The following is a 20,380-nucleotide window of genomic DNA, read 5'->3' on the forward strand; positions in this document are numbered from 1 at the left end:
CAAGCTTAAAAAGCCTGAAAGAAAATCCCGAAAGCACTGAAGATGGCAACAAACCATGTGAGGGATCTTAAGGTGCCTTTGTTGGCAAGATAGAGGATGTGATACACAAAGCGGGCGCCGACATGGACGATGGCGAGCCACTCAGTGGTGGGATTCACTTTGCCGGTAGCAATCACCACTAATACGGCTAGGCCAAACACCAGCAATGATTCAAAGGCATTTTGATGTCCCGCTAAAGCGCGAGCGCCAAAACCGGTTAGCTGTGCTTGCTGAGCACGGGGATGATTATTATCGTAACCACCCGCCTTTGCCATCGCCCAAGCCACGGGACCTTTCGCAAGATATGGCAATAACATGGCGACAAATAAGCAAATAAGTAAGGTATTCATGGGGTAATCTTCCTTTGATTGTTGTTTTAAGTTCTACTGTTTGAGTTCTACAGCTATAAGTGCCTAAGTTACAAGTGTATTGGTTAGCGGCGTTATTTCACCATATACATGCCTTCACTTGCGGGACGACTAAATTTAAAGCCAAACTTTTCATAGAGTTCAGGCACATCCGCCATCAGGGTAATATACGCGCCCTCAAAAGCCTCACGATCTAGATAAGCCATGATGTGCTGCATAATAAGCCGCCCTAATCCCTTACCTTGATGCTCAGGATCCACTGCGATATCGACAATTTCGAAGTTGAGCGCGCCGTCACCAACCACACGCCCCATGCCCACAGTCTGCTCGGCGAGCTTTATTTGCACGCCATATAAACTCCTTGGCAAGGCCTTGATGGCACCCTCCAATGGTCTAGGGCTTAAGCCAGAAATCTGTCGTAGGCGAACAAAATCATTGGCAGAAACAACACCTTCAAGCACTTGGTACATGATATTTCCTATTGTTTTATTCAGTCACTTGCTTTCAGTCACTTGGCTTTCAACTATTTAGCTTTCAATCACCTCAAGCTCAAAGCCTTCATCCAGAGTCGGCGGCTGAAAATAACGGCTCACATGCCAGAACATAGCCTCAGTATCGAACATGGCGCGCTCAGGGTGGCTTTGTCTGCGTTTATCGAGTTGACTCAAACAAAGCGCATCGCTGTGATTAAGATAAATAAGTTTATGGGCGGCGCAATCAGTAAAAATGCTTCGAAACCACAGGCGCTGATTGATAGTATTCGCGGGAAAGTCCATGACCACAGAAACACCCGAACAGAGCAGTTCCTGCACATGCTTTTTAAGCAAAGGCTTAAGGCGAGCGGAATAGCTCAAGTAAGTATCAAAATCTTTAATTTCATCAGGATATAGCGCCGCCAGCCATGCGTCTTCCGAGATTAAAATACAGTTTTCGGCCTCAGAAAGTTGTCGCGATAAGGTTGATTTACCTGCGCCCATTTTGCCACAAAAGAATATTAACGTACCTTTACTGACCAATTGTCCTAACGCATTCTGCTGTGTCATCTTCACTCCTTGATTACTGGTCTTTTATCTCAGCCGACGATTTCACTCGCTATGACACCAATGAACGACTGTACAGAGCATCACATAAAGCATGAACACCGAGCAAGACTTGGGACGAGTTTAAGGTAATAAAATCCCATTACATTAATGACTATCCTGTGTTTAGACAGCAGACGTTTACCGCTATTTACGCATTCCACCGTTAGCTTTTTTTGAGATATTACATCTCTTCGCCCGCTGAGATCACCTCGCCCTCTCAGCCCTATCCTTGCCTTAAATCAGGGAGAAACCAAAGCATTTAACTCGAAGAATAAAACAATAAACCACATTATTAATCTAACAATTAAGCACTAAAGTAGTAATTTACGCTTAGCAATAAAAACATTACCACCATTCATGCTATGACATTAATTTAGGCGTATGCTAGGGTAAGAATGAAAGGATAACCGTCATAAGTGCAAAGGAGGCTCTATGAGCACTGTCGTTCCACGTACCGTCACTTCCCCTAAAAAATTCATTATCGGCAAGGGCCTATTAGCTCAAATGCATGATTATGTTAAGGACTTTGGTGACAATGCTTTTATCATCTGCGATGAATTTATCCTCAGCCGCGTGAAGAATGAAGCGGTCGCAGGGCTAGATCAAAATGGGATCAGCAGCCACCTCGAAAAATTCAACTATGAGTGCAGCGAAGCCGAGATAAAGCGCTTAGGCGCGCTGGCAGAACAGCATCATACCAACGTTATTGTTGGAGTTGGTGGTGGAAAAACCTTAGATGCCGCCAAAGCCGTCGCCTTCTATCAAAAACGGCCAGTCATCTTGTACCCCACAATTGCTTCAACCGATGCGCCTTGTACTGCACTTGCAGTGATCTACTCCGAAACAGGTGAGTTTGAACGCTATCTGTTTCTGCCACAGAACCCAGATGCTGTCGTTGCCGACACTGCCATTATCGCCGCGGCTCCGGCCCGATTTTTTGCGGCAGGCATAGGCGATGCACTGGCAACCTATTTTGAAGCTCGTGCCTGCTATCAATCGGATGGCGTCAACCTAGTCCTGAAAAAGCCTTCCCGCACAGGGCTAGGATTGGCCCAACTTTGCTATCAGTTACTGACTGAAAATGTTGAAGCTGCTATGGACGCCGTTAAAAACAAAATAGTCACACCTGCGCTAGAGCAAACCATTGAAGCCACCATCTATCTCAGTGGTGTTGGTGCAGAAGCGGGCGGGTTAGCCGCCGCCCATGCCGTAAACAATGGTATGTCAGCGGTGGCTGAGTTACATAAAGCTCAGCACGGCGAGAAAGTCGTCTTTGGACTGCTAACTCAGCTCGTGCTCGAAAATGCCCCAAAAACCGAAATCGATAACGTTATCCGCATCATCAAAACAGCGGGACTGCCGCTCACACTCGCAGATTTAGGGCTGAAAACCTTTATCGAGACCGAATGGCGCAAAGTGGCTGAGATAGCCTGTGCTGAGGACGATACTATGGGCAATATGCCGATGAAATTAACCGCAGATGATGTCTATCAAGCCATGATAGCCGCCAATGCCATGGCTGAACGCTATAAAACAGCTGAAGCTTGTTAACCGTAACAATATGACGTGTACGCCGTATGTGGCAACCATCTATCAATTTGATTTAATTGATTAATACTACTGAGATAGTTCCTACTACCACACGAGTTTACCGTTCATCCTAGGCTTCCTTGCCACATATCAATGGCAAGGAAGTCCACAACAAACAAGACATTTCCACCCTCGATGCCAAAGCTGGCATTTACGCTCTATTTGTTAAACGCTTGGAGGCACATATGGCTTATGCAACAACCAATCCCTTTACGGGAAAGCTCATTAAAGAATTTCCAAATGCAACAGATACCGAAGTCACACAGGCGATAGAATCCGCCCATCAGGCATTTTTAAGCTGGCGAACCACTCCCTTTGCCGACAAGGCCGCAATACTGTCTAAGGCAGCAAAGATCCTCAGAGACAATAAATCCAAATACGCCAATCTACTGACCTTAGAAATGGGCAAAGTCACAGCAGAAGCCGAAGCTGAAGTCGAACTGTCGGCGCAAATTTTCGAATACTACGCCGAACATGCCGAGCGACTGCTGGCACCGCAAAAACTGCCGGTTGCCGATCCCGCTGAAGGTGAAGCGATACTGGTTAACGAACCGCTGGGCGTATTATTGGCTATCGAACCTTGGAACTTTCCCTACTACCAAATTGCGCGCATCTTAGCGCCGCAGCTTGCAGCCGGAAATACCTTACTACTCAAACATGCATCCAACGTGCCCCAGTGCGCTGCGGCCTTTGAAGGCTTAATGCGCGATGCCGGACTGCCCTCAGGTGCATTCCAAAATCTGTATGCCACCCGAGAACAGATAGAACAGATCATCAATTCGCCCAAAGTGCATGGTGTTGCGCTCACGGGATCAGAAGATGCGGGATCGATCATTGCCGCACTGGCGGGTAAGGCACTGAAAAAATCCACCCTAGAACTGGGTGGCGCAGATGCCTTTATCGTACTTGAAGATGCCGATCTGCCTAAAACCATCGACTGGGCTGTGTTTGGCCGTCACTGGAACGCAGGACAGGTCTGTACATCATCTAAGCGGATGATCTTAGTTGAAGCCATTTACGATGAATTTATGAAGGGTTATATCAAGGGGATCGAAGCGCTAAAAGCGGGCGATCCTATGGACTCGGCCACTACGCTGGCACCGCTGTCTTCCCAAGGTGCAGCCGATGAGTTGAAGCAGAAGATCCGTGATGCCGTAAAACACGGCGCAACCGCGACCGAAGTGGGGCCAAAAGTGCCGCAGCAAGGCGCCTTTGTGCAGCCAACAATACTGACAAACCTGACGCCAGATAACCCAGCCTACTATTGGGAATTCTTTGGCCCAGTGTCCAGCATCCACAGAGTGAAGGATGAGCAAGCAGCGATTGCCATCGCCAATGACTCGCCTTTTGGATTGGGTGGCTCAGTGTTTACCGCCGACACCCAACGCGGGCTGGCGGTCGCTAAGCAGGTTTCCACAGGCATGATGTTTGTCAATCATCCAACTATGGTCAAGGCCGACTTACCCTTTGGTGGCGTGCGCCGCTCAGGTTATGGCCGCGAGTTGATTGATTTAGGATTGAAAGAGTTTGTAAACCACAAGCTGATTAATGTGGTCGACATCAACGCGCCTTTCTAAACGCTTAGAAAATAGCAACATCTGACTAAACGCCTGACGGAATAATCTGTCAGGCGTTTTATTAACGTGCTTTATCCAAGGCATCACATAAGGCTTGAACACCAAGCAAAGCTCTGGGCGTCGCGCGGTGTAATAAATCGGCATTGAGTTGATAAATATGCTGTTTCTTCACGGCAGGAATTTCTGGCCATTGGCGCCAATCAATCCCTTTCACATTACCTTCTTCCTCGCTTTGCAAAATCACCTCGGGCAAGGTCAGCAAGACGTTTTCTAAACTGACTTGCGGATAATCACTGGCGGCATCGTAAAACACATTTTGTCCATGGCACACACTGATGATCTGTTGGATCCAACTGTTTTTAGAGACAGTCATCAAGGGGGTCGACCAGAGTTGATAAAATACCTTAGGTTCTGATTTTTTAGCATTTTCAACCCGCAATCGGATAAGCTCAGCGCGATAAGCGGCCGCAGCCTTGCTTGCTTCTTCAACATGCCCCGTAAGTTGGCCTAACTCTTCAAGCTCCTTGGCGACGCCTTCTAAGGTTTTAGGATCGCTACCATAAAGGTTAAATCCTAACGTCCTAAGCTGGTTGATATCTTCGGCTTTATTACCCGAATCCCACACCACAATCAGATCGGGATTAAGCTCCATCACCCGCTCCATTTGAATGCCATAGTAACCGCCAATACGCGGGATATTTTTTGCCGCCTCGGGATAATCCGCATAATCGGTTGCGGCCACAATCGTATCGCCCGCACCTATGGCGTAAAGCATTTCCACTGCGTGGGGCGAGAACGCAATGATGCGTTTAGCGGGCTGCGCCAATACGCTATGGGGAAAAAACAGACTGAGCCCAAAAACGAGTCCAGCTAAGTGTCGCTTAATCATGATATGCCTTAGTATTTATCCCCAAACCGCCTGAAGATGCAGGCGTAGTCTCTTCAGGTCACTTGGGGTTATAGAGTTAAACTAGCGGCTCTGGCCAGCCATAGTGTTCGATATAAGTTTGTAGATTCTTGGGGCGATACTGAAGATCTTGATCCCAGCGGGTCTTCACCGAATGATGCAAAAGTACTGGGACTTGCTCAGGGTCGAGTGGTCGCCAATATTCCTGTTTTATCCGATAAAAACTGCGTCTCGAGTCATGTAAGGTCGCGAGCGGATTTGGATGCACACTCGCGGCTAAGTGTGGCTCTAGACTTAAATTAAATTTCTGCGCCTCGGATATCATCCACAACAGTGCAATATCCGACAACAATGAACCGTCTTTATCGGGTTTATAACTGCCGCCAATATTGCTATGGGCACCCGCAAACCACACTTGCTGCATGTCCATATTGTCGCGTAGTTGCCAAATGGTCGGCTCAAAATCACTACGGTGTTCATCTATGGCTAAGGCATGACGGGCAACGCACACATTGCGGCCAATTTTAGTGTCGTAAAACTCGTCTTTATCTTCGAACAAGCCTAAAAACGAGATAGGGATCCCCATAGCACCCACGGTATCCCACACGCCAACAAACTTGATTTCCCGAGATTCATGACTGTATCTCGCTCTAAATTCGAGGGATTTTTCACCATCAGGCGCAAAGGGTGCACTGCTTTTTTTATAGTGGTCGAAAGCTTGTTGAATCAACGCCGCATCGGGACGTTTAAGTATGCCGCAGTTATTAATCAAGCCACACAGGCAACGCACAGTGTAAGCACCGCGGCTAAAGCCAAAGAGATAAATCTCATCGCCAGGGGAATAGTTTTGCACTATATAGCGATACCCATCCATGATGTTTTTATGTAAACCGCGCCCTGTCGCACCGCCGATGGTTTGATCGTAATAGGAACCCACGCCCCAATCATAAAATACCTGCTGGGGTTTACCATCAGCCGCTATCGGGCTGATAGCCCGTGCGAGGCGCAGCACATTGGTGGGGAAATCGACCTTAAGATCTTTCTCCGGCCGATTCCAAGTCCCATCGGCACAAATCACGATACGTTTATTCATAGGATCATCCTTGAGAACGCTTTGAACACTGAACGGCTAGAAGCTAACCCATAGTCACTAATAGGCAGTTACTAATCCTCAAACTTAGCGCATTTTATGCCTGTGCTAAAGCCATTCGCGCGTCTTACTTAACATTGCAACCAACAATGCTGCGTCACTTATGCGCCGACATTTAAGGTTCGATTAGTAATCAAAACCTTGCTGTGCCTTGATACCCGCTTCAAAGGCGTGTTTCAGCGGCTGCACTTCGCTGACCGTATCTGCAAGCTCGATGATGGCACGGTGGCAAGCACGGCCAGTGATAATCACATGCTGCATCGGTGGGCGATTTTTAAGTGCGCTAAGCACGCGTTCCACATCCAGATAGTGATAGCTCACCATATAGGTGAGTTCATCGAGCATCACGCAATCTATGCTCTCATCTTGCAGCAGCTTTTCGGCGGCTTCCCAAGCGAGTACAGCGGCGGCGGTATCTTTTTCTTTATCTTGGGTTTCCCAGGTAAAACCTGTGCCCATTACATGAAACTCAACCCCTGCACCTTCGAGTAAATTACGCTCACCGCACTCCCAAGTGCCTTTGATAAATTGCACTACCGCGGCTTTTTTACCGTGACCGACGGCGCGGGCCACTGTGCCAAAACCTGAGGTCGATTTGCCTTTACCGTTACCAGTTAACACCAGCAGAATCCCCTTCTCCTCTTGGGCGGCGGCAATTTTAGCATCCACACCGGCTTTCACTTTCTGTTGGCGAGCCTTGTGGCGTTCGGCCTTGATTTGCGCTTGTTCGTTGTCGTTCTGTGCTGTCATGGTCTTCTCTTCACTCTGCTGCTAAAAATGTCTGCTTCTAAAACTTATGCTTCTAAAATTGGCTGTAATTTTTGCATGTCTAAATGCTCGGCTAACACATCGGCTAAACGATCGAGTTGCTGCTCACGTATTTGATTGATATCTATCGCCTTAGCATCGTTTAATCCCGCCCAACGTAAAATCAACTGACACGCATCAGGGCTATCAAACAGCCCATGTAAATAAGTGCCAAGGATTTGCCCGTCATCACTTTTCAGGCCATCGGCAAAGCTCACAGATGTGGATTCAGGGATTAACTGCAAGGGCGCATTCGTTTGTTCAAGCCTAGGGATAAGATAGCTTGATTCACCGCAGTGGATTTCATAGCCCTTCACAGCAACCTTTTGCCCAAGTAACGTTAGCTCACCTCTCACTCGCCGTAACTGTTTTTCGGCTTTGAGTTCTGTGCTCAGCGGCAGGTAGCCAAGTCCTTCGGTATCACCCGCACTGTCTTCAATGCCTAGGGGATCGGCAATGCTTTGGCCTAGCATTTGATAGCCGCCACAAACGCCTAGCACTTTTCCGCCGTAACGCAGGTGAGTGGCAATATCTTTATCCCAGCCTTGCTGGCGTAAAAAGGCTAAATCGGCGCACACATTCTTACTACCGGGTAAGATCAATACATCGGCAGCGGGCAAATGAGTTGCGTGACTCGCGGCTTGGGTTTGCAATGACACATAATCAAAATCGATATCGGGATGCAACCGCAGCGGATCAAAATCCGTGTGGTTACTGATCCTTGGGTACACTAATACCCGCACTTTTAAGCGGCTGTTAGCGCCTTTGGTCGGCGAGCTTATCAGCGCATCTTCGGCATCGAGATGTAAATCATGCAGATAAGGCAACACACCTAAAACAGGCTTTTGAGTATAAGTTTCAAGCCAATCGAGCCCTGATTGCAACAGGCTAATATCGCCGCGAAAACGGTTGATCACAAAGCCCTTTACCCGCGCCTGTTCAGACTCAGATAACAAGGCCAAGGTCCCGACCAAATGGGCAAATACGCCGCCCTTATCGATATCGGCAATGATAATCACAGGACAATCCACGGCTTCGGCAAATCCCATGTTGGCAATATCGCCCTCGCGCAGATTGATCTCCGCCGGACTACCCGCGCCTTCCACCACTATGGTTTGATACTGACCGCTTAATCGCTCGAAGGATTCCAGCACAGCGCCAAGCGCGATTGCCTTGTAATCCTTAGATTTAGGCCCAAAAAAGGCCGAGGCTTCGAGTGTTGTCAGGGCTTTGCCATGAACAATAATTTGCGCGCCCGTGTCCGAGCTTGGTTTAAGCAGTATGGGATTAAAATCGGTATGGGGCTCAAGATAACAGGCCACGGCTTGCAACGCCTGTGCGCGGCCAATCTCGCCGCCATCAATAGTGACAGCGCTATTGAGCGCCATATTTTGCGGCTTAAAGGGCGCAACCTTAATCCCCTGACGGGCGAGCAAACGACAAATGCCTGCGACTAAGGTGCTCTTGCCTGCATCGGATGTTGTGCCCTGCACCATCAAGACTGCCGCGCGCCGAGGTGAATTAACCGCAAGCGTATTAATTGCAGGCGTATTAATTGCGGGCGTATTAACTACAGGAGTGTCAGCGGTATCGAGTGCATTAGCACAGTCTGTGTTGTCTGTGTTTGGAGAGGACATAGGTTTAAAAGGCTTATTCTAGTTTGCAGGGATAAGGATAAAGCTCAGTCTCAACATCACTTAACTTATTTAGATTACAGTGGTTTTAGTGCTAAGGGTAAACCCGCGACCACTAAGGTGACATTGTCCGCTAAGGTCGCCACAGCTTGATTTAACCAGCCCGCTTCATCGACAAATCGTCGGCTCAACTCACCTAAGGGCACTATGCCAGAACCGACTTCGTTACTGATCAAAATCACCACTCCCTCAAGCTCGACGAGGGAATCCACAAAAGCGGTTTTCTCGGCCTGCCAACTCGCATGAGCTTTATCTTCAGAGGTTGAAGTAGCAGAGGTTGAAACGGCAAAGTCAGTCGCATTCCACTCAGTCGGCGCGGGTTCATCATCGATGTTAACGTTCGATGCAAGTAATTGATTAGTTAACCAAAGAGTTAAACAGTCTACTAAAATCACTCGCCCAGGTTTTGCTAACTGTTTTAACAGTGCAGTGAGGGCGAGCGACTCTTCAAACAATTGCCATTCGATACCATCGTCCAATCGTCCCGCTTGATGCTTGGCGATACGTGTCGCCATTTCATCATCTAGCGCCTGCGCCGTCGCCACATAGCAAGCATCGAAGCCAAGCGCAGTGTACTGACGCACTAAGGCTTCGCCGTAGCGACTCTTACCGCTACGGGCGCCGCCTAGGACGAGGTGGATCACAGTATGTTACCCACAACGAGCAATACAAAATAACACATGATTTCAGATATTTGCTGCGCCGCGCCTAAGGTATCACCCGTGTAACCGCCAATCTGGCGTCTAAAGATCACTATGATCAAACGGCGCAGTCCTATCATCACCAATAGCAATGACAATGCCGCTAACCCCTTGAGGAATAACAGCACTAATACGCCGCTGGCGATCAGGATAAGCAGCTCATTAATTCCTTGATGTTGCGATAGCGGCTTAGACTTACTGGTCTCGTCATCGCGGACATACTTTTCGCTAAAAATGATACTGGCTGATACCACACGGCTCACAGTATGCGCGACGATAAGTGCTGAACCCGCGACTACAGGATCGTACAGGGCCAACTCGACTAACAACTGCCATTTCAGCAGCAAAGCCAACATCAGTGCCAGTGCGCCATAACTGCCAAGGCGCGAGTCTTTCATGATCCGCAGCTTGTCTTCCGCCGTCCAACCCCCGCCAAAACCGTCGAAGGTATCGGCGAGGCCATCCTCGTGGAATCCGCCCGTGAGCAAGACGCCAACCAACATAGCTAAAAGAACAGAAACGCCGGCGGGGAGCCAGTTTTGCGTCAGCCAAAACACTATGGCGCTTAACAAGCCGACCAGAAGACCGACGAGACCGAAATAACGGCTGGCCTTATTCAACTTATCGCTATCGACTTCGACCCACTTAGGCATAGGAATGCGGGTAAAATAGCCCATGGCAACTAAAAATAAATCTATCTCTTTGTGCCAGCTTTCGCGTTCTGACATAAAGCATCCTTAGTGAATTCACACTTGCTGCAAGGTTTAAAATTAAAACGGTTGGCTAAAAGGCTATTATTTTAAATAAGTAAAATAAGCGACTTAGCAGAGCACATCATACAACAGCCTCAATCCCCGCATCACTAAAACTCGCCATTTGATTGTAAAAATTTACTGAGGCTTGAATAAGCGGCAACGCCAAGGCTGCACCCGTACCTTCGCCTAACCTTAGCCCTAGGGATAATAAAGGTTTAGCCTGCAAAAATTCTAACATTCGCAGATGACCTTGCTCATCGGATTGATGGGCAAAAATCAAATAATCACGCACATTAGGGGCGATTTGCACCGCGACTAATGCCGCCGCTGTCGCGATAAAACCGTCCACGACCACCAGCATTTTACGTTCAGCGGCAGCTAACATAGCTCCCGTCATCTGCACAATTTCAAAGCCTCCTAGGCAAGCTAACACTGACTTAGGCCCAGTTAAGGCGCTTTGATGCAGCAATAACGCAAGCTCAATCAGCATCAATTTACGTTCTAAGGTTTCGCTATTAATGCCCGTACCACGGCCGACACAATCAATCACATCCAGCTGCATAATCGCCGCCATAATGGCCGCAGCAGAGGAGGTATTGCCTATGCCCATTTCGCCAAAGGCGACTAAGTTACAACCCGCTTGATGGTGACGTTCAATCAAATCGCGCGCCATAGCAAAGCCTTTATCGACGGTTTCCAACGTCATCGCGGGCTCTAAATGGATTGCACCCGTTCCAGCGCCAAGACGTTGATCGATAATACCTTCAACCCCTTCAACTGGCGTTAACATACCGCAATCGATCACTTCGAGCTTAAAGCCCACCTGCCGACAAAAAACGTTAATCGCCGCGCCGCCATGGGCAAAGTTTTGCACCATTTGGTGAGTCACTTCGCTAGGGGCAATCGACACGCCTTCTGCGGCAATGCCATGATCCCCCGCAAACACTAACATGGTTGGATGGACTATTTTGAGCACATCCGCTTGTGGCTGCTCCGTTTGTTGCAAATCAGTCGCTTGCACGCGGGCAATCTGCAAGGCTAAGGATTCGAGCTGACCTAAGGCGCCGGGCGGCTTAGTCTTAAGATCAATTTTCTGCAGAATCACCAGATCCTGCGCTTTACTCACAGGGCTTATTTGAAAAGACACGGCTGACTGAGACATCCACACTCCACTTTGTAATCTACATTAAATAACCACAACGCATCCTGCGTCTATGACGAACATGTCCAATTGTGCATTTCCAATCGCGGGTGGGATATCAACAGAAATACTGATTATCCCGTCAGTCTGCACTTACGACATGACTCTAGGATGACGACTTAACTCTGGGTTTACGTCCTGACTAGGTGCCTACGGCATGACCTTGTATTTACGACATGACTCTACGCTTACGCAAAATCAGCAAAAAGAACATGCTACCTATGGCGGCCGTGATAATGCCCACGGGCAACTCTTGATTACCCAATAAACAGCGCGCTAATACATCAATCCACACCATAAATAATCCGCCCACCAGCGCCGTTAATAAAATCGGCTGACGACCGGGAAACAGCATGCGTACTGTGTGGGGGATCATTAACCCGACAAAACCGATACCGCCGCAGGTAGCCACCAAAATAGCGGTAATCAAGGAGCAGAGCAGCAACATATTGAGCCGCAGCTTAGGCACATTCACCCCTAAGGTATGCGCCGTTTCATCCCCCGCCTGCAACGCCATGATCTGCCGTTTCATGCCTAAAATAATGAATAAACTCGCACCAATCACCAGTGTCGGCAGTACTAACAAGGACCAACTGGCCTTAGCGAAACTGCCTAAACTCCAAAACAGCACAGAGGCTGTCGCCTGCGGACTGGCGAAATACAGCAGCAGACTCGTTAATGCGCCGAACATAAAGGAGGTCGCCACACCAGAGAGCAGCATGCGCTCAACTTGGCTATTAAGCCCAAGCCCAGACAAGGCAAGCACTATTAGCACCGACAAACTCGCACCAATAAAAGCGCCCAAGGGCAAGCTAAACCAAAGTAATCCAGACAAGGCACCCGAACCGCTAAAAAGCCCAGAATGTGCCGCCATGCCCGCATTATCAAAAAATCCAGAGCCAGTGAATAAGGTCAACATCACCACAGCGCCAAAGGACGCGCCAGAGCTAATGCCAAACAAATAGGGATCGGCGAGCGGATTGCGAGTCACGGTTTGCAACACACTGCCCGCCAGTGACAAACCCGCACCCGCCACAAAAGCCAGTAAAATGCGCGGTAGCCTGAGCTCCATCACAATGCGTTCAGTCATGCCGTTGGCTTGAGTGAGATTCGTCGCTTTATTGATAAATACTTGAATAACATCCGTAAAACTGATGTTAGCCGCACCAAAACTCGTTGCGGCAATAGGCGTTATCAAAGTGATGATACCTAATACGAGCAGCATCAGTTGTTGTCTCGTCAACGGTGTCACGATACGCCCCAAATATGAGATGAAATATTGTTTACTCCCCTGAGTCATCCGCCCTCGCCTCGCTCATTCAGGCCATGATCTACATGGTGATAACCATAAAAATAGCTGATTAAGGGCTTTTTATGTTGTGGATGGGGCGATACCTGAGCACACACGCCAAACACATCGCCAATTCGCGCCTCGGTTAATACTTCGGTTGGCGTTCCCATAGCGCTGACTTCCCCGTTATGGATCAACAACAAACTGTCGCACAGGGCACTGGCTAAATTAAGATCATGAATTGAGGCAATCACGCTAATCCCAAGACTACGCACCAATTCGAGGATTTGAATTTGATAGCGCACATCGAGGTGGTTCGTTGGCTCATCGAGGATTAAAAGTTGCGGCTGCTGCACTATGGCGCGGGCAATCAAGGCGCGTTGCTTTTCACCGCCAGATAAGTGCTCATATTGTTGGTGCATCTTATGGCTCAAGCCGACTTTCTCTAAAGCCTTAGCAATACGCTCAATATCACAGCTCGAATTGGTATCGAACATACCCTTGTGGGGCGTTAAGCCCATACTGACCAATTGCTCTGTGGTGAGGTCAAAATAGTGCGGTGTATCCTGCTGCACTACGGCAACGCGACAGGCAAACGCCTTGGGCGACAAGCGCTCAATATCTTGATCAAAAAGGGTAATTTTGCCCTGAGTTGGGCGAACAAACCGATACAAACAGCGCAGCAAGCTAGACTTGCCCGCACCGTTAGGGCCAATCAGCCCCAGCATCTGCCCCGTTGGCAGCGTAAAGTTAATATCGGAAAGAATAGTTTTGCCATCGATACACCAGCTCAACTGGCTCACATTGAGCGCGACTGACGGGCTCAATGACGGGTTAGTGTCATTCACGGGGCTGTTAGTTTGGATTGCGGAAAGTTTCACCTAAGCGGCGCTCCTATCGAGTCCAAACCTGTATAAAAAAAGGTTGTGCATATTGTCATCTGCTCCCTCGAGTCACCCGCTCGAGAACTAAGGCTGCACGCAGCGATAACAGAAATAGGCAGGTCTCCTGACTCGTAGGGAAGAAGATTCGAGATCTTTTTCACTACTCACAGTTGCGGGCACAGTTCGGGCTGACTGACGAGCAGCTCCCCGATTCCCTATTATGTTTGGGTTGATATGCTCTTTGTTAACAACGCCACTTGAATTAAAACAACGGAGCGATTCGAACAAAGAGAGTCTATTCCCAACACCTATTTCTGCGACGTTATCACTCATTGCGCATGTAATACGCTATCTCGTTCAAACGTCAGGGAAAAGCATTATCCTACATCTATCCCATTAGGCAATGCTGTTTAAATCAGAATATTTTCATGTCAGCTTATTCTCGCCAAACGATCACGCCTACATCATAACTCCTAGGTCGTGAAATAAGGCCTCAACACCTGCGCCCACTCGGCCAATCTAAACGCCAATAGCAGGCACCCTGTTCATCTTGCAGCACATTAATGCTCACCACGGCCGCCACGGGTAAATCGAGTTGACTATAAAACCCCACCGCCCGTTCAACCCCTAGGGCACGCGCCATTAAGTGACGGATCACCCCGCCGTGGGTCACGACCCACACTTGAGTGGCTGGCATATTGTCAGCGTTTTCATTAACGGTACTGTTTTCATTACCCATTTTATGTGAGTCAAGGGTCAATCGTTCAAACTCGGCGGCGAGTATCTGGTCAATCGTCCCATTCACCCGCGACTCAAAACTTGCCATAGTTTCACCATTGGGTGGCGGAGTTTGCCAAGGGTCTTGCCAATACGCCGCTAAGCGTTCGCCCTCTTGTTGATACAGTTCATCGAGCCGACAACCGTCCCAATCACCAAAATCAATTTCCCGTAAACCCGACAAACACTGCGCCTGCAATGGCCTTGACTCAGATATCAGTGCCGCCGTCGAATGCAACTCGGCGGCAAAAGCGTGGGCAAAATCGGCGCAGCGGCGTGAAGTCGAGCTATAAATCGCGCTACACACGCTGGCCTGTGACTCAACTGCTGCCGACATTTGTTGCCAACCCTTTTTGCTTAAAGGCACATCCACACGACCCCGCAAAATGGCGCCGCCTTCACACTCACCGTGGCGCAACAATAACAATCGAACTTGTTTCATATATGCCTTTTTAGTTAGGGACTAGATACTAAGAACTAAAGCCGAGGGCCTAAATTCTTGATTCTCGATTCTCGCTCCTAATGCCTTTGACTTTCATCTTGCCCTGACAATCATAAGTCGCGTATTATGGACGTCTATACGTTTAAATGTCCAAAACAAATTTTTAAGAACAAGTATTCAAAAAATGTCGGCTGACGACAATAAAATGCACTTAGCATAACAATGGCCGATTTTTGGACTTAACTTAGCTGTATTTAAGGTAATTATTTATGACGATACCCTCTACCAAAGCCGGCCAGATATTGGCAGACATACGCAAACAGCTTGCAGAGCGCATTCTGATCTTAGACGGTGCCATGGGCACTATGATCCAAGGCTACAAGCTGGAAGAAGAGGACTATCGCGGCGAACGTTTTAAAGATTGGCATACGGATGTCAAAGGTAACAACGACCTCTTGGTCTTGTCGCAACCCCACATCATCAAACAAATTCACACCGACTACTTAAACGCCGGTGCCGACATCATTGAAACCAACACCTTTAACGCCACCACCATCGCCATGGCCGACTACGACATGCAGTCGCTGTCCGCCGAAATTAACTTAGTCGGCGCGCGACTCGCCCGTGAAGCCTGTGATGAAGCCTTTGCTGCCACAGGCATTCCACGCTACGTCGCCGGTGTGTTAGGCCCCACTAACCGTACGTGTTCGATTAGCCCTGATGTGAACGACCCAGGCTATCGCAACGTCAGCTTCGATGAGTTAGTGACTGCTTACAAAGAATCCACTAAGGCACTGATTGAGGGCGGCGCGGATATCATTATGGTCGAGACCATATTCGATACCTTAAACGCCAAAGCCGCGCTGTTTGCGATTGAATCCGTATTCGATGACTTATTCGGTAAGCATTCTAAAGACAGATTGCCGATCATGATTTCGGGCACCATTACCGATGCCTCTGGCCGCACACTGACTGGCCAAACGACCGAAGCCTTTTACAATTCCCTTCGCCATATCAAGCCCTTATCTATCGGTCTTAACTGTGCACTTGGGCCAAAAGAATTACGCCCCTATGTGGAAGAATTATCCCGCATCAGTGAGTGTTATGTGTCGGCGCATCCGAATGCAGGCCTGCCGAACGAGTTTGGCGGTTACGATGAAACCCCAGAGGACATGGCGAACGTGATCGAAGATTGGGCGCGCGAAGGCATGCTTAATATTATCGGGGGTTGTTGTGGTAGTACGCCTGAACATATCCGCGTGATCCGCGAAGCGGTGAGCCGTCACGATCCACGTATTTTGCCAGACATTCCGGTCGCTTGCCGCTTGGCCGGTTTGGAACCACTGACTATCGACGCCCAATCCCTGTTCGTTAACGTGGGTGAGCGCACCAACGTCACAGGTTCGGCCAAGTTTTTAAAGTTGATCAAAGAAGGCAAGTTTGAGCAAGCGCTCGATGTCGCCCGCGAGCAGGTCGAAAGCGGCGCGCAAATCATCGACATCAACATGGACGAAGGCATGCTCGATGGCGCCGAGATCATGCACAAGTTTTTAAACTTGATTGCCTCTGAGCCCGACATCAGCCGCGTACCTATTATGATCGACTCCTCTAAGTGGGAAGTGATCGAAGCTGGCCTCAAATGTATTCAAGGCAAGGGCATAGTTAACTCGATTTCCCTCAAAGAAGGCGAAGCCAAGTTTATTGATCAAGCCACCTTAGTGAAACGCTACGGCGCGGCGGCCATTATCATGGCATTCGACGAGCAAGGTCAGGCCGACACTAAGGCGCGTAAAATCGAAATCTGTACCCGCGCCTACCGCGTGTTGGTCGATAAAGTCGGCTTTCCGCCAGAAGACATCATCTTCGACCCGAATATTTTCGCCATCGCCACGGGTATCGATGAACACGACAACTATGCAGTCGATTTTATTGATGCCATTAAAGCGATTAAAGCCACCCTGCCCCACGCGATGATTTCGGGCGGCGTATCGAACGTGTCGTTCTCGTTCCGCGGTAACAACCCAGTGCGCGAGGCGATCCACGCCGTATTCCTGTACCACGCCATCAAAGTCGGCATGGACATGGGCATAGTCAACGCAGGTCAGTTAGCCATTTACGACGATATCGATCCTGAGCTTAAAGTGCGGGTCGAAAACGTGGTGCTTAACTTGCCCTGCCCAGTTGAAGGCTCGAGCAATACCGAGCAGTTACTTGAAATCGCAGAGAAATTCCGCGGTGATGGCGCGCAGGTGGGTAAGAAAGAAGATTTAGAATGGCGCAGCTGGCCGGTGAGCCAACGCTTATCCCATGCGCTCGTCAAAGGCATTACCGAATTTATTGATGAAGATACCGAAGCCGCTCGCCAAGAAGCGAAACGTCCGCTGGATGTGATTGAAGGCGCCTTGATGGACGGCATGAACGTGGTCGGCGACTTGTTCGGCTCCGGCAAGATGTTCCTACCACAGGTGGTGAAATCGGCGCGGGTAATGAAAAAAGCCGTGGCTTACTTAAACCCTTATATCGAGCTAGAAAAGGTCGAAGGCCAATCTAACGGCAAGATTTTGATGGTGACGGTAAAAGGCGACGTGCACGATATCGGCAAGAATATCGTCGGCGTGGTGCTCGCCTGTAACGGTTTTGAGGTATTCGATTTAGGTGTGATGGTGTCGGTGGAGCGAATTCTCGACGCCGTGAAAGAACACAATATCGATATCATCGGCATGTCGGGCCTCATCACGCCGAGTCTGGACGAGATGGTGCATAACGTGAAAACCTTCCACCGCGAAGGCTTAACAATTCCGGCGATTATCGGCGGCGCCACTTGCTCAAAAATCCACACAGCGGTGAAGATTGCGCCCCATTATCCCCATGGCGCCATTTATATCGCCGATGCGTCCCGCGCTGTACCTATGGTGAGTAAGCTCATCAACAACGAGACACGCCAAGCGACCATAGACGAAACCTATGCTGAATACGACGACATGCGCACTAAGCGCCTATCCCAAGCTAAACGCAAAGAAATAGTGTCACTCGAAGCCGCCCGTGAAAACCGCTGCCAACACGATTGGGCCAACTACACCCCGTTCACGCCAAATGTGCTCGGTCGCCAAGTATTTGATAATTATCCATTAGAAGACTTAGTCGAGCGTATCGACTGGACACCGTTTTTCCGCTCGTGGGAACTGCACGGCCATTACCCCGAAATCCTCACCGATAAAGTCGTCGGCGTCGAGGCGCAAAAGCTGTTCGCCGATGGTCAGGCCATGCTCAAACAAATCATTGAAGAAAAGTGGCTCACAGCGAAAGCGGTTATCGGCTTATTCCCTGCCAATACTGTCAATTACGACGATATCGAGCTGTATACCGATGAGTCGCGCACCACAGTCGAAATGACCACACATCACCTGCGGATGCAGCTTGAGCGTGTCGGCAACGACAACTTCTGCCTATCCGACTTTGTTGCGCCAAAAGACTCAGGCGTCGCCGATTACATGGGCGGCTTTGCGGTGACCACAGGCCATGGCATAGACGAACATGTGGCGCGTTTTGAAGCCAACCACGACGACTACAACGCCATCATGCTCAAATGCTTAGCTGACCGTTTGGCCGAAGCCTTTGCCGAGCGGATGCACGAACGGGTACGTAAAGAGTTTTGGGGTTATGCGGCCGACGAGCAGTTAAGCAACGAAGCCTTAATCCGCGAGAAATACAAAGGCATACGCCCCGCACCGGGCTACCCAGCTTGCCCAGACCACACAGAAAAAGGCTTGTTATGGGACTTACTCAAGCCCGATGAAACCATCGACTTGAACATCACCGAAAGCTACGCCATGTTCCCCACAGCGGCAGTATCGGGCTGGTATTTCGCTCACCCGAAATCCCGCTACTTTGGCGTGAGTAACATAGGCCGCGATCAAGTGGAAGATTATGCCAAGCGCAAAGGGATGACTATTGCCGAAACGGAGAAGTGGCTGGCGCCAGTGTTGGATTATGATCCTGAATAGGAAGTGATCCTGAGTAATCATTGGTACTCATTAGTACCCAAGTTTCACTTGGACAATTAGGCAAAACGTAAAATTAAGGGGCGAGTTATCGCCCCTAATTTTTTACTTTAGAAAGTTAAAATCAAGGTCGTGGGGCTTCACCCCACACCCGACCAAGGAGGACTGCTCGTCCTATCCTCCTTGGATTCTCCAAGACGCCCCTAGCGAAGTTACATGCATTAGTTACCTGTCTCATACTCCAATAAAAATCGCCTAACGGCTCAGATGGCACATCCATGTGCCCCCGAGCCTGCGCCATCATCCATGATGTCGCCACGGCATTTTTATCTGCGTATTTCGACAACTTCGCAGGGGATCGGTGAACTTCTGTAAGATTAGAGTTAACTTTTCGCATTGAAAGAGTTATGCCAACTCCACACGCCTTATTGTCCTCAACTTACTAATTTATATAGTAGACTCGAGCTTATTATTGATACTTTTATAAACTAAATATAAGTGTATCAACTCAACCAAAGCGAAATTAACTATTACGACGGTGAAATATTGAAGATGACCCATAGCCCATAAGTTAAATAAAAATAAAACTTCTATAAGTCGAAATTTAGACCATTTAAAGTAATTTGACGGATAATCTTTACCTATAAGCATAGGTAACAGTTTCAAATTAAAAGTGACTGCAATAGCAATCTGCACACAGAGCATGCTAAGTAAAGAAAACAATAATTTAAAGCTAAAAATATTCATCTGCATAAAAATCGATTCAGACTTAAATTCAACCATAAAATCAACTGCAAGACCGATAACTACTGTCAAAGCAAGCACTATGCTCATACCCAAAAAACTAATTTTTTTCATAAAACTCTTAAATCATCCCTAAAATAAATCAATAAACACAGTCAGCAAAACATCTCGAAAATAAAATTAACCCAATAAATTCAACCTATTACACTTTTTCACAAGTATATTAAAAACAAAAAACAAGGTCAGAAACATGAGTGTTTTTACAAAGATATCGATAAAACGTAATGGACTCATCCCGCCAGCTGATAACACATCGAAAACAGGCAGTGATGGCAGCACAACAAATGTAAAAAATGAAGTACCTAACACA

At 48.5% G+C, this 20,380-nt stretch carries 17 protein-coding genes and 1 riboswitch; of the genes, 3 read left to right on the plus strand and 14 right to left on the minus strand.

All coding sequences use genetic code 11. The annotated features are described in order from the left end of the window. Nucleotides 1-5: 5 nt before the first annotated feature. The 3 genes from ACHA99_RS14640 to ACHA99_RS14650 form a co-directional block, all read right to left on the minus strand. Nucleotides 6-389 carry an MAPEG family protein gene (locus ACHA99_RS14640; protein ID WP_113941155.1) on the minus strand — a complete coding sequence of 128 codons (384 nt, stop codon included), beginning with the start codon at nt 387-389 and terminating at the stop codon, nt 6-8. Between the two features lie 92 nt (nt 390-481). Beyond that, the gene (locus ACHA99_RS14645) at nt 482-877 is read right to left on the minus strand and encodes a GNAT family N-acetyltransferase (RefSeq protein WP_028759277.1); all 396 of its coding nucleotides are present in this window, start codon (nt 875-877) and stop codon (nt 482-484) included. A 57-nt stretch (nt 878-934) separates the two neighbouring features. Then, the gene (locus ACHA99_RS14650; protein ID WP_393943475.1) at nt 935-1,450 is read right to left on the minus strand and encodes an AAA family ATPase; all 516 of its coding nucleotides are present in this window, start codon (nt 1,448-1,450) and stop codon (nt 935-937) included. 471 nt (nt 1,451-1,921) lie between these two features. On the opposite strand from ACHA99_RS14650, the gene ACHA99_RS14655 reads away from it, so the two are divergent. Together ACHA99_RS14655 and ACHA99_RS14660 are read left to right on the plus strand one after the other, a co-directional pair. Continuing rightward, complete coding sequence (locus tag ACHA99_RS14655; RefSeq protein WP_393943477.1) at nt 1,922-3,040, plus strand: glycerol dehydrogenase; 1,119 nt, start codon at nt 1,922-1,924, stop codon at nt 3,038-3,040. Between the two features lie 224 nt (nt 3,041-3,264). After that, nucleotides 3,265-4,656 carry an NAD-dependent succinate-semialdehyde dehydrogenase gene (locus ACHA99_RS14660; RefSeq protein WP_011788372.1) on the plus strand — a complete coding sequence of 464 codons (1,392 nt, stop codon included), beginning with the start codon at nt 3,265-3,267 and terminating at the stop codon, nt 4,654-4,656. Nucleotides 4,657-4,717: 61 nt separating this feature from the next. On the opposite strand, the gene ACHA99_RS14665 is transcribed toward ACHA99_RS14660, so the two are convergent. The 10 genes from ACHA99_RS14665 to ACHA99_RS14710 all read right to left on the minus strand — a co-directional run bounded on the left by ACHA99_RS14665 (nt 4,718) and on the right by ACHA99_RS14710 (nt 15,265). After that, the gene (locus tag ACHA99_RS14665) at nt 4,718-5,545 is read right to left on the minus strand and encodes a cobalamin-binding protein (RefSeq protein WP_393943479.1); all 828 of its coding nucleotides are present in this window, start codon (nt 5,543-5,545) and stop codon (nt 4,718-4,720) included. A 76-nt stretch (nt 5,546-5,621) separates the two neighbouring features. Beyond that, nucleotides 5,622-6,656, minus strand: a complete 1,035-nt coding sequence (locus ACHA99_RS14670) for a DUF2235 domain-containing protein (protein ID WP_393943481.1) — start codon at nt 6,654-6,656, stop codon at nt 5,622-5,624. Nucleotides 6,657-6,839: 183 nt separating this feature from the next. Beyond that, complete coding sequence (gene cobO / locus ACHA99_RS14675) at nt 6,840-7,463, minus strand: cob(I)yrinic acid a,c-diamide adenosyltransferase (protein ID WP_198571815.1); 624 nt, start codon at nt 7,461-7,463, stop codon at nt 6,840-6,842. Nucleotides 7,464-7,507: 44 nt separating this feature from the next. Beyond that, nucleotides 7,508-9,157, minus strand: a complete 1,650-nt coding sequence (locus ACHA99_RS14680) for a cobyric acid synthase (RefSeq protein ID WP_393943484.1) — start codon at nt 9,155-9,157, stop codon at nt 7,508-7,510. 74 nt (nt 9,158-9,231) lie between these two features. Further along, nucleotides 9,232-9,858, minus strand: a complete 627-nt coding sequence (gene cobU, locus ACHA99_RS14685) for a bifunctional adenosylcobinamide kinase/adenosylcobinamide-phosphate guanylyltransferase (RefSeq protein WP_393943486.1) — start codon at nt 9,856-9,858, stop codon at nt 9,232-9,234. Continuing rightward, nucleotides 9,855-10,643, minus strand: a complete 789-nt coding sequence (locus ACHA99_RS14690; protein ID WP_212599388.1) for an adenosylcobinamide-GDP ribazoletransferase — start codon at nt 10,641-10,643, stop codon at nt 9,855-9,857. The genes cobU and ACHA99_RS14690 overlap by 4 nt, the downstream gene beginning before the upstream one ends. Nucleotides 10,644-10,749: 106 nt before the next feature. After that, nucleotides 10,750-11,832 carry a nicotinate-nucleotide--dimethylbenzimidazole phosphoribosyltransferase gene (gene cobT, locus ACHA99_RS14695; protein ID WP_393943488.1) on the minus strand — a complete coding sequence of 361 codons (1,083 nt, stop codon included), beginning with the start codon at nt 11,830-11,832 and terminating at the stop codon, nt 10,750-10,752. 208 nt (nt 11,833-12,040) lie between these two features. Further along, nucleotides 12,041-13,171 carry a FecCD family ABC transporter permease gene (locus ACHA99_RS14700; protein WP_393943490.1) on the minus strand — a complete coding sequence of 377 codons (1,131 nt, stop codon included), beginning with the start codon at nt 13,169-13,171 and terminating at the stop codon, nt 12,041-12,043. Next, nucleotides 13,168-14,043 (minus strand): ABC transporter ATP-binding protein, encoded by an 876-nt coding sequence (locus ACHA99_RS14705; RefSeq protein ID WP_173243038.1) that lies wholly within the window; start codon nt 14,041-14,043, stop codon nt 13,168-13,170. Before ACHA99_RS14705 ends, ACHA99_RS14700 begins: the two co-directional genes overlap by 4 nt. A gap of 99 nt (nt 14,044-14,142) precedes the next feature. After that, nucleotides 14,143-14,319: riboswitch (cobalamin riboswitch) on the minus strand. Nucleotides 14,320-14,539: 220 nt separating this feature from the next. Further along, nucleotides 14,540-15,265 (minus strand): histidine phosphatase family protein, encoded by a 726-nt coding sequence (locus ACHA99_RS14710; protein ID WP_393943493.1) that lies wholly within the window; start codon nt 15,263-15,265, stop codon nt 14,540-14,542. Between the two features lie 269 nt (nt 15,266-15,534). Here ACHA99_RS14710 and metH point away from each other — a divergent pair, with 269 nt between their 5' ends. Beyond that, nucleotides 15,535-19,269, plus strand: coding sequence for a methionine synthase (gene metH, locus ACHA99_RS14715; protein ID WP_393943495.1), 3,735 nt, complete (start codon nt 15,535-15,537; stop codon nt 19,267-19,269). 444 nt (nt 19,270-19,713) lie between these two features. Here the strand turns inward: metH and ACHA99_RS14720 are convergent, their stop codons facing one another. Further along, on the minus strand, nt 19,714-20,124 hold the full coding sequence (locus ACHA99_RS14720; protein WP_173496800.1) for a hypothetical protein: 411 nt from the start codon (nt 20,122-20,124) through the stop codon (nt 19,714-19,716). Between the last annotated feature and the right edge of the window lie 256 nt (nt 20,125-20,380).

This window comes from Shewanella sp. S23-S33, assembly GCF_043359565.1.
Lineage (GTDB): Bacteria > Pseudomonadota > Gammaproteobacteria > Enterobacterales > Shewanellaceae > Shewanella > Shewanella oncorhynchi.